Source organism: Mesorhizobium loti, assembly GCF_003148495.1.
Taxonomy (GTDB): Bacteria; Pseudomonadota; Alphaproteobacteria; order Rhizobiales; family Rhizobiaceae; genus Mesorhizobium; species Mesorhizobium loti.
The window spans coordinates 685,241-701,239 of the sequence record NZ_QGGH01000003.1; the positions used below are offsets into that span (position 1 = coordinate 685,241).

General features: G+C 63.0%; 14 protein-coding genes. 11 read left to right on the forward strand and 3 right to left on the reverse strand.

All coding sequences use genetic code 11. The features are described from left to right. The 5 genes from C8D77_RS16905 (at position 1) to C8D77_RS16925 (ending at position 6,243) form a co-directional block, all read left to right on the forward strand. Entirely contained in the window at positions 1 to 747 is a 747-nt protein-coding gene (locus tag C8D77_RS16905) for a transporter substrate-binding domain-containing protein (protein ID WP_109665260.1), read from the forward strand. 58 nt (positions 748 to 805) lie between these two features. After that, positions 806 to 2,455, forward strand: a complete 1,650-nt coding sequence (locus C8D77_RS16910) for an amino acid ABC transporter permease (RefSeq protein WP_109665262.1) — start codon at positions 806 to 808, stop codon at positions 2,453 to 2,455. Continuing rightward, on the forward strand, positions 2,436 to 3,839 hold the full coding sequence (locus tag C8D77_RS16915) for a GH1 family beta-glucosidase (RefSeq protein WP_109665264.1): 1,404 nt from the start codon (positions 2,436 to 2,438) through the stop codon (positions 3,837 to 3,839). The genes C8D77_RS16910 and C8D77_RS16915 overlap by 20 nt, the downstream gene beginning before the upstream one ends. Before the next feature lies 1 nt (position 3,840). Beyond that, positions 3,841 to 4,539, forward strand: a complete 699-nt coding sequence (locus tag C8D77_RS16920; RefSeq protein WP_109665266.1) for an SDR family oxidoreductase — start codon at positions 3,841 to 3,843, stop codon at positions 4,537 to 4,539. A 102-nt stretch (positions 4,540 to 4,641) separates the two neighbouring features. After that, the gene (locus tag C8D77_RS16925) at positions 4,642 to 6,243 is read left to right on the forward strand and encodes an inorganic phosphate transporter (protein WP_109665268.1); all 1,602 of its coding nucleotides are present in this window, start codon (positions 4,642 to 4,644) and stop codon (positions 6,241 to 6,243) included. A 345-nt stretch (positions 6,244 to 6,588) separates the two neighbouring features. Here the strand turns inward: C8D77_RS16925 and C8D77_RS16930 are convergent, their stop codons facing one another. Together C8D77_RS16930 and C8D77_RS16935 are read right to left on the reverse strand one after the other, a co-directional pair. Then, on the reverse strand, positions 6,589 to 7,749 hold the full coding sequence (locus C8D77_RS16930; RefSeq protein WP_109665270.1) for a patatin-like phospholipase family protein: 1,161 nt from the start codon (positions 7,747 to 7,749) through the stop codon (positions 6,589 to 6,591). An 89-nt stretch (positions 7,750 to 7,838) separates the two neighbouring features. Further along, positions 7,839 to 8,585 (reverse strand): acetoacetate decarboxylase, encoded by a 747-nt coding sequence (locus C8D77_RS16935; RefSeq protein WP_109665273.1) that lies wholly within the window; start codon positions 8,583 to 8,585, stop codon positions 7,839 to 7,841. 206 nt (positions 8,586 to 8,791) lie between these two features. Here C8D77_RS16935 and C8D77_RS16940 point away from each other — a divergent pair, with 206 nt between their 5' ends. Further along, on the forward strand, positions 8,792 to 9,580 hold the full coding sequence (locus tag C8D77_RS16940) for a 3-hydroxybutyrate dehydrogenase (RefSeq protein ID WP_109665275.1): 789 nt from the start codon (positions 8,792 to 8,794) through the stop codon (positions 9,578 to 9,580). A 72-nt stretch (positions 9,581 to 9,652) separates the two neighbouring features. Continuing rightward, positions 9,653 to 10,417, forward strand: coding sequence for a phosphodiesterase (locus C8D77_RS16945; RefSeq protein ID WP_109665277.1), 765 nt, complete (start codon positions 9,653 to 9,655; stop codon positions 10,415 to 10,417). Between the two features lie 63 nt (positions 10,418 to 10,480). Here C8D77_RS16945 and C8D77_RS16950 read toward each other — a convergent pair whose 3' ends face one another. Beyond that, complete coding sequence (locus C8D77_RS16950) at positions 10,481 to 11,536, reverse strand: thioesterase domain-containing protein (protein ID WP_109665279.1); 1,056 nt, start codon at positions 11,534 to 11,536, stop codon at positions 10,481 to 10,483. 308 nt (positions 11,537 to 11,844) lie between these two features. On the opposite strand from C8D77_RS16950, the gene C8D77_RS16955 reads away from it, so the two are divergent. The 4 genes from C8D77_RS16955 to C8D77_RS16970 all read left to right on the forward strand — a co-directional run. Further along, entirely contained in the window at positions 11,845 to 13,173 is a 1,329-nt protein-coding gene (locus tag C8D77_RS16955) for an NAD(P)H-dependent oxidoreductase (protein WP_109665281.1), read from the forward strand. Positions 13,174 to 13,175: 2 nt separating this feature from the next. Then, a complete protein-coding gene (locus tag C8D77_RS16960; RefSeq protein WP_109665283.1) occupies positions 13,176 to 14,204 on the forward strand; it encodes a thiamine pyrophosphate-dependent dehydrogenase E1 component subunit alpha in 1,029 nt (342 codons plus the stop codon). Continuing rightward, positions 14,204 to 15,202 (forward strand): alpha-ketoacid dehydrogenase subunit beta, encoded by a 999-nt coding sequence (locus tag C8D77_RS16965; protein WP_109665285.1) that lies wholly within the window; start codon positions 14,204 to 14,206, stop codon positions 15,200 to 15,202. Before C8D77_RS16960 ends, C8D77_RS16965 begins: the two co-directional genes overlap by 1 nt. A gap of 3 nt (positions 15,203 to 15,205) precedes the next feature. Further along, positions 15,206 to 15,999 (forward strand): biotin/lipoyl-containing protein (locus C8D77_RS16970; protein WP_146211790.1); only part of this gene is annotated, 794 nt, incomplete at its 3' end.

The following is a 15,999-nucleotide window of genomic DNA, read 5'->3' on the forward strand; positions in this document are numbered from 1 at the left end:
ATGAAGAAGATCTTGATCGGACTTGCGCTGGCGCTGTTGACGGCCGGTGCTGCCAGCGCCGCCGACCTTGGCGGCAAGCTGCTGAAGGTGGGTTCCGACACCACCTCGCCGCCGATGGAAAGCGTCGACACGGCGACCGGCCAGATCGTCGGCTTCGACGTCGATGTGATCAAGGCGGTCTGCGGCAAGATCAACTGCAAGGCTGAATTCGTCACCACCGGCTGGGACGGCATCTTCGCGGCTCTCGACCAAGGCAGTTTCGACCTGGTCGCCTCCGGCGTGTCCATCACCGATGAACGCAAGAAGGCCATGGATTTCTCGGACCCCTACATTGTCAACAGCCAGGCTGTCCTCATGCGCGTGGAAGACGAGGGCTTGTCCCTCGATGACTTCAAGGCAAAAGGCAAGAAGCTCTCGGCGCAGGCCAACACCACCGACGCACAGGTCGCCGAAAGCATCGTCGGCAAGGACAATGTGGTCGCGTATGACAGTTTCGCGGCCTCCGTCATCGCGCTGAAGAACAAGGACGTGGACGGCGTTGTGATCAACGGCGCCAATGCCACCGCGTATGAAAAGGAATTTGCGGGTGAGCTGGTCGTGCCGATCCGGGATCTCCAGTCCGATCCGCTGGGGCTGGTCTTCCGCAAGGGCGACGAGAATGTCGCCGCCTTCAATGAAGGGCTGAAGGCGATCAAAGCCGACGGCAGCCTCGACGTGCTGATCGCCAGATACTGGGGCGCTAAATAGCTGCTTGAAAGGCTCCGGCGCCTGGCGCCGGAGTTGTCGTTGGGGAGGACGGGACCGGATGCAGTTTCTGATGCGCCTGCGGCCGAGCAATCTGATCATCGTCGCGGCATTGCCGTTCATCGTCTATCTCTTTGCTTCGTCGGCAAACTACCAGCGCTCGCTTCGCGCCATCCTCGGCGTGGAGAACGGCTCGTCGGCCTTCGTGCCCGGCTTCCTGACGCTGGCTGTCGCCTTTTCCGCCGGCCTTGCCGTGTTCGTGTTCTCGCGCGCTTCGTCCAGATCGCCTCATCTTGCGACGATTGCCGCCGGGATCAATCTTGCCGCCGCCGTGCTGCTTGCGACAACCGGCCTGGTCTATCCCTTTATGGCATCGGTCGTGGCGAACGCTGTCGATCCGTTCTCCTCTGATCTGGTGGTTCAGGGCGTTACGCCGCGGCGATTGACGGATGCCGCCGACCTCATGGTGAGCGGCCAGGCCACGCTCCTGTTGCGAGCCTATCTCGGCCTGACGGTCGTGATCCTCGGTGCGTTCTTCATCGTCGCCCGCAACGGGACCGGTAAGGCGACGTGTCGTTTTTCCCGCCTCGTGCTGGCGGTGGTGAACGGCGCCGGGTTGGTCTTCATCCTGCTTTTCGCGCATATCGCATTCGCGGCGGGTGTTGCCACGACGATCCGCGCGGCCGTCGCGGCCTACATGCTGGCGGCAATGATGGGGTTGCTCTGGGTTGGGCTCCTCAAGCTCAAATACAGCTGGCGGGCGGACCTGATCTGCATCGTGGCAACCATCCTCATGATCTGCGCCGCCACGTGGTTCCTGCTTCAGCCGCGCGAAAGCTTCGTGCTCGCGGGTTCTCTCGCCGGGAAGGTCGCGGTCACGCCCGGCACGCCGTCCGGCATACTTGACGCCGTCCGCTACGGGCAATTTCCCGGCGGCCCCGACAGCGAGGTGCCGCTGCGCACCTTTCGCGGCGTGCCGGAAGCGATCGATGCGATCGGCAAGATCCCCGGCGTCAGCGCAGCGCTTGTCCCGGCGGCAACAGCGCCGGCCAGCTTGCCGGTGCTGTGGCAGACGGAGGCGTTGAACGATCGCGACAGGGCGTTCGGCATCACGCTCGCCGCGCTGGCGATCGTGCTTGGCCTGCTGACCTTCGGCGGTCATATCCACCGCAGGCATCCGCTCTCGATCGGGTCGGAGTTCGTCGTCGATACGATCCGCGGCATCCCGATGCTGGTTATCGTGCTCTATGTCGGCCTGCCGCTCGCCGGAGCGCTCAAGGATGCGACCCAAGGCGTGGTCGATCCACCGAACCTGGTGCGCGGCATCGCCGCCATGGCGCTCGCCTATTCGGCCTATCTGGCCGAGATATTCCGTTCCGGCATCAATGCAATCCCCGCCGGCCAGATCGAGGCCGCGCACAGCCTTGGCCTGAACGGCTGGCGTACCGCCCGGCTGGTCGTGTTGCCGCAGGCTTTCCGCATCATCATCCCGCCGCTCGGCAACGAACTGATCGCAATCCTCAAGGACACGTCGCTGCTGTCGATCCTGTCGATCCGCGACATCACGCAGCGTATGCGGGAATTCCAGTCGGCAAGTTTCCTGCCGTTCGCACCCTACAACTCAGCCGCCATCTTCTACATTTTCCTGACGCTCGCCGCGGCAAGCCTCGTCAGCACCATCGAGAGAAAATATGACATCAAGCATCGATAACGCGCGCCGGACCCTCGAAGCCCGCGCCTCCGGACTGGTCTTTCCGCACGGCTTCGTGTTCGGCGCCGCGACCGCAGCCTATCAGATAGAGGGCGCGCCTGACGCGGATGGCAAAGGCGAAAGCATCTGGGACCGGTTCTGCCGCGTTCCCGGCGTGATCGTGGACGGTTCGAGCGGCGATGTCGCCTGTGACCACTATCATCGCTGGAAGGAGGATATCGCCGTGCTCAAGGCGCTTGGCCTTGGTGCCTATCGCTTTTCCCTCGCATGGACACGGCTTCTTCCCGAAGGTCGTGGTCAGGCCAATGCCAGGGGTATCGCCTTCTACGACCGGCTGATCGACGACCTGCTTGAAGCCGGTATCGAGCCCTATGCAACGCTCTATCACTGGGATCTTCCGCAGGCGCTGCAAGACCGTGGCGGCTGGTACAGCCGCGAAACGGCCATCGCCTTTGCCGACTATGCCCGGCTTGCCGCCCGCAGCTACGGTGATCGCGTCAAGAGATGGACGACGCTCAACGAGCCTTGGACGTTCTGTTGGTCGGGACACGCGACCGGTGAGGATGCGCCGGGATTGCGGGACGGCGTGAAAGGCGGCGTGACCGCCAGCCATCATGCCTTGCTGGGACATGGCCTGGCTGTTCCAGCCATCCGAGCCGAGGTGGCGGACGCTTGCGTCGGCATCGTGTTCGATCTCAATGTCTCGGAGGCCGCCACCGACGATCCACGCGATGTCGCGGCGGCACGGCGCTTCGATGGCGCCCAGAACCGCTGGTTTCTCGATGCCGTCTTCAAGGGCGCATACCCGCAGGACATGCTGGCGCTCTACGGCGATCTGCTGCCGCCGATCCAGGCGCAAGACAACGAGATCATCGCCGCGCCGGTAGATTATCTGGGCATCAATATCTACCGCCGCTCGGTGATCGCGGCGGGTGATGAACTGGCGCCGCTCAGTTATCGGCGGGTGCAGCCAGAAGGCATCTATTCCGCGGTCGACTACGAGATCTGGCCTCGCTGCATGTATGATATCCTGCACTATGTGAATGACCGCTACTCACCGCCGGCGATCTACATTTCCGAGAACGGCGTCGCCACGATGCCGGAGACTGTTGGCGAAGACGGGTGTGTCTGGGACGATCTGCGCGCTGCGTACTACGTCGATCACCTCGAGCAGGTGGCCAAGGCGGCGGCCGAGGGTGTGCCGGTGCGCGGTTATTTCGCCTGGACGCTGACCGATAATTTCGAGTGGGCCTATGGCTATACCACGCCCTTCGGCATCACCCATGTCGATTTCGCCACACAGCAACGCCACATCAAATATTCCGGCGGCGTCTACGCCATGATCGCCCGGCAGGAGACCGCGCCCGTCGCGAAGAGCGCCTGAGTTGACCGGAGACGAGCAAGGCGACCGCACGGTCCTCATAACCGGCGCTGGCCGCGGCCTCGGCCGCGAACTGGCACGGCAATACGCCCAGGATGACTGGCGCGTGATCGCTTGCGGGCGCACCCCTCCGACCCAAGGGTTCGCAGGCAGAACCGAGTTCCAGCCACTCGATGTCGCCGATCCGACTTCCATCTTCGACCTTGCCACGCGTCTCGCCGGCAGGCCGCTGGATGTGCTTGTCAACAACGCCGCCATCCGCAGCGAAATCAGTGGCCTGCACGATTTCGCCCCGGACGAATTCCTAAAGGTTATGCGGACGAACACGCTCGGCCCACTGTTGCTGGCGAGGGCACTGCGTCCGAACCTGGTTGAGGGGCGCATGCGGATCATCGCCAACATCGGTAGCCGCGCCGGTTCGATGGCGGAGGGGCTGCTCGACGACTACGATGACGATTATGCCTACCGCTGCTCAAAGGCTGCGCTCAACATGGTGGGCGCCCAGCTCGCGCAGGATTTGCGCGTCGACAGGATAACTGTGCTGTCGCTGCATCCGGGCTGGATGAAGACGGATATGGGTGGCGAACAGGCGGTCCTGGCGGTCGAGGACAGCGCGCGGGGCCTGCGCACGGTCATCGACGACGCAACACTTGAGGGTAGCGGCTCCTTCCGAACTTTCGATGGCATGCATATCCGATGGTAGCCGCACGGCACATCCGCCGTGTTCGCCGGCGTCATACAGGGTTCATCGTGCGGACATAGCGTCTTTTCTCAGTTCTTTGCTGCGATGCAATAGGAGTGGGACATGGTGGATATAGTTTCTAGCGAGGCGGGCATTCCGAGACCGGATCATCCGCTGGATCAATCGGGCAGCGCGAAGTGGTTCCTGCCGGCCTTCGGCGTGCTGGTGCTCGTCGGCATTGTCTATGTCGGCTACGCGCTCAGCCAGGACCTTGCGGTGGCCAAGACCGTGCCGTGGATACTGCTTGGCATCGCTTTGCTGATCGCGCTCGGCTTCGAGTTCGTCAACGGCTTCCATGACACCGCCAATGCGGTGGCGACGGTGATCTACACACGATCGATGCCGGCCGAATTCGCCGTCATGTGGTCGGGCGCCTTCAATTTCCTCGGGGTGCTCACCTCGAGTGGCGCGGTCGCCTTCGGCATCCTGTCGCTGCTGCCGGTGGAGCTGATCCTGCAGGTCGGCTCCTCCTCCGGCTTTGCTATGGTGTTCGCGCTGCTCGTTGCCGCGATCTTGTGGAATCTCGGCACCTGGTTCCTCGGCCTGCCGGCGTCGAGCTCGCACACGATGGTCGGCTCGATCATCGGCGTGGGTCTCGCCAACCAGTTCATGGCGCCAGCCGGCAGCGCCACCAGCGGCGTCGACTGGTCGCAGGCGACCAATGTCGGCGTGACCTTGCTGGTGTCGCCGATCATCGGCTTTTTCGCCGCCGCGATCCTGCTCTATGCAATGAAGCTTCTCATCCGCAATCCGGCGCTTTACGAAGCCCCGAAAGGCAACGCCCCGCCGCCCTGGTGGATCCGCGCCCTGCTGATCTTCACCTGCACCGGCGTCAGCTTTGCGCACGGCTCCAATGACGGACAGAAAGGCATGGGCCTGATCATGCTGATCCTGATCGGTGTCGTGCCGACGGCATATGCGCTGAACCGCACCCCCGACATCAACTATCTCGAAGCCTACAAGTCGGCGTCGGTCAGCGTCGAAACGGCGCTGGGGAAATATGCCAAGCCAGGTATCACCGTCACTGATGCCAAGGCAGCTGTCCAGGACGCCGTGCGCACCAGGACCTGGAGCGATCAGACGACGGTTGCACTGCAGACCTACATCCACAACACGACGGCGGGCCTGCAGCCCTACGCCTCGGTCGACAACGTGCCGACCGATCTGGTCAGCAACGCGCGCAACGACATCTATCTGATCGGCGAGGCGCTGAAGCTGATCGACAAGAAGCAGTTGCTGCCGATGGAGGCCGCCGACCTGAAAGCGGTCACCGACTATCACAAGGCTGTCGACAACGCGACGAAGTTCATCCCGATCTGGGTGAAAGTCGCCGTTGCGCTGGCGCTCGGCCTCGGCACGATGGTCGGCTGGAAACGCATTGTCGTCACGGTCGGCGAGAAGATCGGCAAGAGCCATCTGACCTATGGCCAGGGTGCGGCGGCCGAACTCGTGGCGATGGTGACCATCGGCATGGCCGACCGGCTGGGGCTGCCGGTGTCGACAACCCATGTGCTGTCGTCGGGTGTCGCCGGAACGATGGCGGCGAACGGTTCGGGGCTGCAATGGGCGACGGTGCGCAATTTGCTGCTTGCCTGGGTGCTGACGCTGCCGTGCTCGATCACCCTCGCCTTCGTGTTGTTCATCATCTTCCGCCAGGTGTTCTGAGAGACCGTTTGGAAACTCTACTCTGGCGGCCATTTGGTGGCGTTTTCTGCGCTTCCGGTGCCCACGGACCAATGTCCGCTGCGCTCCGGTTCTCGAAACCACTACCAAATGACTCGCCAGAGCGAGTTTCGAAACAGTCTCTGAGCACAGTCACGCATGGACATGGAAACGGCGCCGGGTTCGGCGCCGTTTTCGTTTGGGGCCTAGCTCGTTCCGGGCTGTGTTTGACCTCTTGTCATTCAAGGCAATGCCTTCAGGCATATTCCTATGCGCTGAAGGCATTGGCCGGTGTGAGCTGTGGGTTTTGCCGATGGCCTTCGTCCGGCCAACGCCCCGGCGAAGATCTCAGGTCGGATCTTCGCGATGCAGATCGTGGATGGCGACGCCGTCGACATTGGTCGGCATGGTCAGCCACTGGCGATGGCGCAAGGTGCGCTGCGTGTCCTCAAGCCCTGTATCCCAATGCTCGCGCATCGAGGTGCCTGAGAACTCATAGTCCTTGGCGTGACCCTCATAGCCTTTGTGCTGGTAGATCAGATGCACGATGTTGACAATGCCGGCGTCCGAATAGTCCTCGATCAGCGCTTCCTCGGCAGGCGTCCGCAACTCCTTCGGCACCCGTTTCAGCGCATCGAGCAGGCGCATCTTGAGGCCATGGATGCGTTTGAAATTGTCGGTGTTCTGCCGCGTGCGGCTCGAATACATGATGTCCTTGTGGCGGGACAACACGTCCGGCATGCTGCGCGGCAGCACGCCACGCGCGCTGAACAGGTCGACCTGGAAGACCAGCGAAGAACGGTCCTCTTCCTGGTCGAGCAGATATTGCAGCGGCGTGTTGGAGACGATGCCGCCGTCCCAGTAATATTCGCCTTCGATGCGGATCGACGGGAAGGCGGGCGGCAGCGCGCCGCTGGCCATGATGTGCTCAGGCTCGATGCGGACCTTGTCGGTGTCGAAATAGACGAAGTTGCCGGTCCGAACATTGACCGCGCCGACGCTCAGCCGCTTCTTGCCGTCGTTCAAGATGTCGAAGTCGATCAGGCTTTCCAGCGTCTCCTTCAATTCGGCTGTGTCGTAGAAGCTGGTGGCGCCCTCGGCGCCCGATTGCTCGATCCACGGATTGGGGTTGCGCGGCTTGAAGAAGCCGGGCTGCCCCATGACCATGGTCATCCACGAACTGGTGCGGTTGCGGATGTCGCGATAGATGTCGCCTTCGGGCGTGTAGGCCCAGATCTTGCGGCCCGAAATCGTCTGCCAGAATTGCTCGAGCCGCTGCAGGCGCCGGCTTGATTCATTGCCGGCGATGATCGCCGCATTGATGGCGCCGATCGACACGCCGGAAAGCCAACTCGGCTCGCAGCCGGCGTCGGCCAGCGCCTGGTAGACACCGGCCTGATAGGCGCCGAGCGCGCCGCCACCCTGAAACACCAGCGCGATGCGGTCATACTGCGCCGAGATTTCCGCGATGGTGGCGGTGGCCTCCTTCTTGCGATTGCGTTCAAGCACGGCTTTGGTCTCCGACTTTTTGTTTGGGCACGATCTCTAGCGAAAACCGGTTCCCGCTTTTCGGGATCATGTCTGAATGGCTGATGCGCTCAGGTGCGGTCGGCGAGATAGTCGTGAACCACTTCGCCCAGCCCAAGCGTCAGGTCGGCGGTGAAGTGGACTGATGACACGATGTCGAGCACCGGCAACCGCGCCACGTCGGCCATGACGTGCGGCCGTAAATCGAGCGCGGCGGGCGCCGTCCAGGCTTCCTTCAGCGTGATGTCGGTGAGGTGGTAGCGGACCAGCTCGCAGATACGCGGCGTGCCGTCGACATGCGGGATGATCTTGATCAGGAAATTGGGCGCCGCCAGCGAAGCGAGGACAGAGCCGTGATCGGCGGCCTTGTGCTTGTAACCCATCGTGCCGGTGGCGCACAAAACGCTGCCATAGTGCAGCGTGCCGACGATCACCTCGCCTTCATGGACGATCTTGGGGTTGGCGAGCTTCTTGGGAAAGCCCCACAGTTCGCGACCGCCGGCGATCGGCGCGTCGTCGTCAAGATACATTGAATGGACGTAGGCGCCGTGCTGCCCCTTGTAGCGCACCGGGATGACCTGGCCGGTCTCGGTGTAGTCGCCGAAGCCGGTCGAATCCGGCATGCGGATGAATTCGTACTTGACCAGCGGCTCGTCGATTTCCAGCGGCTCCGGCACGACAGCCTCGAGCGCCTCGCGCGTCGTGCGGTAGGTGATGATGACATATTCGCGGTTGAAGAAACGGTACGGCCCGGGCGGGAAGGAGGGGTTGGTCAGCGGCATCGCATAGGCGCGCTTCACGACATCGGCGATCTGCAAGGCGGGTGCCCCATCGGTTCAGGAATGACTGCGCGAATGCGCTCCGGATTATGTTGCACGGCACCATGACAGTGCCGTGTCAGCCGCCTGACAGGCCCGTCGACGCCGTCGCAACACTGTAATCGCACCGACATATGACCGTGGCAGTGTCATGGTGCGGCGCACAAGCCCCACGTTCATTCCCTCCCACCTCCTGCGAGATCATCATGGGTTTCCTGTCTTCAAAGAACGCGCTCGTCACCGGCTCGACCAGTGGCATTGGCCTGGCCATCGCCCGCGCCTTTGCCGCCGAAGGCGCCAACGTCACCATCAACGGTCTCGGCGACGCGGCTGCCATCGAGCAGGAGCGGGCCGGCATCGAGAAGGATTTCGGCGTCAAGTGCCGTTACTCCGATGCCAACATGATGGACGGCGCGGCGGTGAGCGCCATGGTGCATGAGGCTGAGGCAGCGTTCGGCAGTCTCGACATCCTGGTCAACAATGCCGGCATCCAGCATGTCGCGCCGATCGAGGAGTTTCCGGACGATAAGTGGGAAGCCATCATCCGCATCAACCTGCTCGCGGCGTTCTACGCCATCAAGGCTGCACTCCCCGGCATGAAGGCGCGCAAATGGGGCCGCATCATCAACACGGCTTCAGCGCATGCGCTGGTCGCCTCGCCGTTCAAGTCCGCCTATGTGTCGGCCAAGCACGGCATATCAGGCCTGACCAAGACGGTGGCGCTGGAAGCGGCGCTCGACGGCGTCACCGTCAACGCGATCGCGCCAGGCTATGTCTGGACGCCACTGGTCGAAAGGCAGATACCGGACACGATGAAGGCGCGCGGCATGACCGAGGAACAGGTCAAGCATGACGTGCTGCTCGCCGCACAGCCGACCAAGGAATTCGTTACCGTCGACGAGCTTGCGGCGCTGACGCTGTTCCTGTGCTCGGACTCAGCCAAGCAGATCACCGGCACGACCCTGCCGATGGACGGCGGCTGGACGGCACAGTAAAGCGGAGTCGAGGCGTTTCGTTTGCCGGCTGATGTCGCGCCGCGCCAGCAAGAAGGCATTCCGAGTAGGGTCATGAAAATCATCCAGGTCTCCGATCCGCATCTGATGACACCGGGCGGTCTTCTGTACGGTTCCGATCCGCTCTCCAGGCTGGACGCCTGCCTTGCCGACATAAGCCGCAACCATGCCGATGCCGAATTGGTGGTGATTTCCGGCGACTTGACCAATGACGGCGAACGGGCCGCCTACGTTGCGCTGAAGGAAAGACTGGCGGGGTTCGTTCCGCCTTGCCGACTGATGCTCGGCAATCATGACGACCGGGCGCTGTTTGTCGAGATGTTCCCGGAAGCTGCCACCGAGCGCGGTTTCGTCCAGAGCGTTGTCGAGACAAGCGAGGGTCGCCTGATCCTGCTCGACACGCTGGACAGCGGCCATGTCGAGGGCAGGCTTTGCGACGCGCGCCTGCGCTGGCTGGGCGAGAGACTGGAAGAGGCGCGCGACTGGCCGGTCTTCCTGTTCATGCACCATCCGCCGTTCAGGATTCACATCCCCGAACTTGACCGGGTCATGCTCACTGACGCCGATGCGTTGCACGATGTCCTGCTGTGTCACGGCAATGTCCGTCATATCTTCGCCGGACATGTCCATCGGCTGATCGCCGGCAGTTGGCGCGGCATTCCCGTCAGCACGCTGCGCAGCACCAACCATCAGACCGCGCTCGATTTTTCGAACAGCTGGAGCCTTGGCCACGAGCCTCCCGCCTATGCCGTGATCTTGATCGATGCGGACGGGGTGGTCGTCCATTTCCATGATTTTCCCGTCGGTGTGGCGGAATAACACCCGTTACCCACGGCACCAGCTTCTCCGGTGCGATGGACGCGACTTCTCGCTGGCCAAAACTCATTGCTGGTGCTGGACGTCGCGCGCTGCCGTGTCTCTTGCGGCGAGGAAAGCGATGATCTCAGCGTCGATCGCATCCATGTTGGCCGCACGGAACTTCTCATGCGCGCCAGGCATGACGACCGTTTTCATAGTGGCCATGTCGGATGCCCAGCCCTTGTATTGCGCCACTGTCGTGGCGCCCCATTCGGAACTGGCGAGAATGAGGATATCGCAGGGATAGGACGAGGGCACGAATCCGGCCGCTGCCTGCAAGAGCGCGCTCTTGAACGCCTTCCTGCGCAGATGTCGCCCAAGGCGCGTCTGTCCCAGGCCTAACGCGCTGAGCCCATCGCGCAACAGGCGCCAGTAGGTCACCTTGCGGGCGATCTGGCGACGCCTGCTCTCGGTCATGCGATCGTCCGGCATCGGTTTCAGCCAGGCCGAGCCGGGCGAGGGCGGATCGATGAGCACGAGCGCCGGCCGCTTGCCGGTCGCTTCATGGCTCAGCCGGCCGACCTCGATCGCCAGCAGGCCACCTGCGCATATGCCGCCAATGATGTCGGGATGCTGGCCGGTCACCGAAGTGAGTGCTTCAAAGTAGTTGGAGCTGAATTCGGCCATGCTGGAATAGGGCGTCTCGCCGGGCTCGAGCCCCATGCCGCGCACGGCCATGACGGCGTATTTCTGCTTCAGTCGCTTGCCGAAACGATTGGCGAACAGGGCCGAGCCGGAAATGCCATGGATCATGGCGATCGGCTCATGGCCGACATTGCCCGACACCGGCACGATCAGTTGACGGGCAGGATGGACCGGCACCAGCGCTGCGATCAGCCGGCCGAACTCGCGCGGTGTCTGCGCCCCGAGCAGGACAGAGGTCTGCAACTTGACGCCGAACCGCTTCTGCACGGCTAGTACCAAAGTCTCGGCCGTCAGCGAGTCGCCGCCGAGATCGAAGAAGTTGTCGTCGAGCTGAACCGTCGGTATTTGCAGTTCCGCGGCGAAGATGCCGGCGATCGCATGCGCCGGGCCATCGCCCGGCAGCGCGGCGGGCCGCACCCATTGTTGAACGTTCATCGGAAAGCCCCTAACCGATGCCTCTATGCGCCTTTTACGCACTGACAGTCCAGCGAACAACCCCGGCTGCCTTGTGCCGGGAGAAGCGGCGTCAAATCGCCTGACTTCTATGGGGTTCATCCGGGCCTGCGGTGAACCGCTTGACTGCGCGACATCAGGCTTTGCCCAGCGCTTTTTCGCCCCCGCCCGGGCTGCCGGGAAAGTGCCCTAAATGCGCACGGATTTGGACATTAGTCTTGACAGAAATACAGATGTTCAATACCCGTCAAGCAATTGAACAAGCCTGCAATGTGGGAGGAATAAGCGGTATGGCTTCCAATGTTTCGTTGACGGGTCTTGCCCGCGATCTCGAGGAACGCGCCAAGTCGGGCAAGCCTATCCGCATCGGCCTGATCGGCTCCGGCGAGATGGGAACCGACATCGTCACCCGCGTCGCCCATATGTCAGGCATCGAGATCGGCGCCATTTCCGAACTGAACCTGCCTGCGGCCAGCAAGGCGGTCGATATCGCCTTCCAGGAAACCGGGCATGCGCGCGAAGTCTCGAACGCGTCGGCGATGACGGCGGCGATAGAGGCTGGCAAGGTGGCGGTCACCAATGATGCCAGCCTGGTCATCAACAATGATCTGATCGACGTCGTCATCGACGCCACCGGTGTTCCCGCCGTCGGCGCCGAGATCGGGCTGCGCGCCATGGAACATGGCAAGCACCTGGTGATGATGAATGTCGAGGCCGATGTCACCATCGGCGCCTATCTGAAGAGCGAGGCCGACCGGCTCGGCGTCACCTATTCGCTGGGCGCCGGCGATGAGCCGTCTTCCTGCATGGAGCTGATCGAGTTCGTCTCGGCCATGGGGCACCCGATCGTTGCTGCCGGCAAGGGCAAGAACAATCCGCTCAACATCGACGCCATTCCCCCCGGCTATGAGGAGGAAGCCAAGCGCCGGCACATGAATGTGCGCATGCTGGTCGAATTCGTCGATGGCTCCAAGACCATGGTCGAGATGGCGGCGATCGCCAATGCCACCGGGCTGGTTCCCGACAAGGCCGGCATGCACGGCCCGGCGGCGACGCTTGGCGAGTTGTCCAAGGTCCTGGTGCCGCAGAAGGATGGCGGCGTGCTGTCGAAGGTTGGCGTTGTCGACTATTCGATCGGCAAGGGTGTCGCGCCCGGCGTCTTCGTCGTCGCCGACATGTCGCATCCGCGCATCTCTGAGCGCATGGAAGATCTGAAGATGGGCAAAGGCCCGTACTTCACCTTCCACCGTCCCTATCATCTGACCTCACTGGAGGTGCCGCTGACCTGCGCCCGCGTCGTGCTCTACGGCAAGGCCGACATGGTGCCGCTGGCCAAACCGGTGGCCGAGGTCTGCGCGGTGGCCAAGAAAGACATGAAGCCTGGCGAGAAGCTCGATGCGATCGGCGAATATTGCTACCGCGCCTGGATCATGACGACGCCGGAGGCGCGCGCCGCCAAGGCCATTCCCTGCGGCCTGCTGCAGGGCGGCTCGGTCACCGCGCCGATCAAGAAGGGCGAGCTCATCACCTATGCGAATGCCGCTCCCGCAGCGGGCTCCAAGATCGCCGAACTGCGCGCGCGCCAGGACAAGCTCGTCTACGGGTCCGTGGGAGCGTGATCATGGCCGGAGCCAGCAAAGCCGTCACTGATAGTCGCGCCAATCTGCCCTTCGTCTACCGCCAGTACAGCGCCGAGCAGCTCAGGCAGGTGCTCTACAAGATGTACCTCATCCGCCGCTTCGAAGAGGGCGCGGAGGAGTGCTACACGCGCGGCCTCATCCACGGCACCATGCACCTGTCGATCGGCCAGGAAGCCAGCGCCATGGGCATCTGCATGCCGCTTGCCGAGGATGACCAGATCACCTCGACGCATCGCGGCCATGGCCACTGCATCGCCAAGGGCGCCGAGGTCAAGCGCATGTTCGCTGAGTTCTTCGGCAAGACCACCGGTTACTGTAAGGGCCGTGGCGGCTCGATGCATATCGCCGATGTCGGCAAGGGCAATCTCGGCGCCAACGGCATCGTCGGCGGCGGCATCCCGATCGCCGTCGGGGCGGCACTGTCCTCCAAGATGATGAAGACCGGCAAGGTTGTGGTCTCGTTCTTCGGTGATGGCGCCAACAATGAAGGCGCCTTCCACGAGGCGCTGAACATGGCCGCGATCTGGAAGCTGCCGGTGATCTTCGTCTGCGAGAACAACGGCTACGGCATGTCGACATCGACGGCCCGCTCGACCGCCGTCAAGAATATCGCCGAACGCGCCGCCGCCTATTCGATGCCGGGCGTCATCGTCAACGGCAACATCTTCTCCGAGGTGGCCGAGGCGTCGCATCAGGCTGTCGCCCGAGCCCGCGCGGGCGAGGGGCCGACGCTGATCGAATCCAAGACCTATCGCCATAGGGGCCATTCCAAGAGCGACCGCAACCGCTATCGCACCAAGGAGGAGATCGAGGACTGGATGTCGAATCGCGACCCGATCACCCTGTTTGAAAGCGAGCTCAGGGAATTCGGCTTCATCGACAACAAGGGCATCGAGGCCATTCGCGACGCCGTGGCGCAAGAGATCGCCGACGGCATCGAGTTCGCCAAGGCGAGCCCGTCGCCTGACGTTCGCGACACGGGCAATTATGTCTATACGGAGCAGGCGTGATGGACGCGATGGTGCGTGAACTGAGCTACGCCCAGGCGATCCAGGAGGCCATGGCGATCGCCATGGACATGGACGAACGCGTCTTCCTGATGGGCGAGGATATCGGCGTCTATGGCGGCGCCTTCCAGGTGACCGGCGATCTGGTCGAGCGTTTCGGCACCGAGCGGGTAATCGACACGCCGATTTCGGAGTTGGGCGGTGCAGGCGTCGCTGTGGGTGCCGCGCTTACCGGCATGCGGCCGATCTTCGAATTCCAGTTTTCCGATTTCGCCACGCTGGCCATGGAGCAGATCGTCAACCAGGCGGCCAAGATGCGCTTCATGCTGGGCGGCGAGGTTTCGGTTCCCGTGGTGATGCGCTTTCCCGCCGGTTCCGGCACCGGTGCGGCGGCCCAGCACAGCCAGAGCCTGGAAGCCTGGCTCGGCCATGTGCCGGGCCTGAAAGTCATCCAGCCGGCGACGCCCTATGATGCCAAGGGCATGCTTTTGGCGGCGGTCGCCGATCCCGATCCGGTGATGATCTTCGAGCACAAGCTGCTCTACAAGATGAAAGGCCCGGTGCCCGAAGGCTATTACACCGTGCCGATCGGCAAGGCCGATATCCGCCGCGAGGGCCGGGATCTCACCATCGTCGCCACCTCGATCATGGTGCAGAAGGCGCTCGACGCCGCTGCCGCGCTGGAGAGCGAAGGCATCGACGTCGAAGTCGTCGATCTCAGAACCATCAGGCCGATGGACAAGCAGACCGTCATCGACAGCGTCAAGAAGACGTCGAGGTTGATGTGCGTCTACGAAGCGGTCAAGACGCTGGGCATTGGCGCCGAGGTCAGCGCCATGATCGCCGAGAGCGAGGCGTTCGACTATCTCGATGCGCCGATCGTGCGGCTGGGCGGCGCCGAGACGCCGATCCCCTACAATCCGGAACTCGAGAAAGCGACGGTGCCGCAAATTCCCGACATCATCACTGCCGCGCGCGGCCTCGTGAAAGGGGTCCGCTGACCCATGCCGACCGAAGTCATTCTTCCCAAGGTCGACATGGACATGGCGACCGGACAGATTTCACGCTGGTTTGCCGAGGAAGGCGCGCACGTCAAGAAGGGCGATGTGCTGTTCGAGATCGAAACCGACAAGGCGGCGATGGAGATCGACGCGCCGGCCAGCGGCGTCTTGCGCGACGTCACTGGCAAAGAGGGGGTAGACATTGCTGTCGGTGCTGCCGTGGCGTGGATTTATGCCGACGGTGAAAGCTATGCGCCAATCTCCCCCCTCGAGGGGGAGATGTCGGCGAAGTCGACAGAGGGGGTCGCTTCAGAAGGCACTGCCTTTGCGCCGAGTCCGGTCGAACCGACCCCACCCGACCGGCCCTTGGCCGGCCACCCTCCCCTCAAGGGGGAGGGGGAAACCCGCGCGACACCTTTGGCGCGGCGCCTTGCCCGTGAGGCGGGCATCGTTCTTTCCAACATATCAGGCACAGGCCCATACGGCCGCGTGGTCAAGGCGGACATCGACGCCGCACTTTCCTCCCCCCTTGAGGGGGAGGTGTCCGCGAAGCGGACGGAGGGGGTCGCCTCAGAAGGCACCACCTTCGCGCCGAGCCCAGTCGAAACGACCCCACCCGACCGGCCCTTGGCTGGCCACCCTCCCCTCAAGGGGGAGGGGGACGTCCTGCGCTTGTTCGAGGCGGGCTCCTACGACCTCGTGCCGCATGACAACATGCGCAAGACCATTGCGCGCCGGCTGGTCGAGGCCAAGACCACCATCCCGCATTTCTACCTGACGCTCGACTGTGAGCTCGA